General features: G+C 61.8%; 1 protein-coding gene. It reads right to left on the reverse strand.

The features are described from left to right. Positions 1–81: 81 nt before the first annotated feature. The coding region (locus AC1U89_RS24790; protein WP_479902266.1) for an ANTAR domain-containing protein at positions 82–441 on the reverse strand (360 nt) is incomplete at its 5' end.

Raw genomic sequence — 441 nt, forward strand, 5'->3', positions numbered from 1 at the left:
GACCTATTCCGCGCCCGCCAGATTGGCGCCTGCCTATTCCGCGCATCATCGCTCTTTTCCCGCCGCGGGGTGTGGCTCTAACTATAAAGTTCCGGAGTGTTTTCCGGGAGGGACCATTGGCAGGGGTCGGCGCCCCTCGGGATCGACGGTGATTCTGCGGTTGATGATTCTTTCCGCGGTGTCGTAGAGCGTCTGGTTGTGGGCGCGGGCGTAGCCGCGGAGCAACGCAAACGCCGTGTTCATGTCGACATTGKAGGTGTGGGCAATCACGCCCTTGGCCTGCTCGATCAGGATGCGGCTGTTGAGTGCTCGCTTCAACTGTTCGTTGATCAGGGCGTTTTCCCGCTCCGCGCGTTCCTGCAGGAGGGTGATGGTTGCCACGTCCGCGAACGCCTGTGCAATTGCGGCGTCCTCGGAACTGAGGGGACCGGTCTCATGGCT

The sequence above is a fragment of the Caulobacter sp. 05T431 genome, from assembly GCF_056665975.1.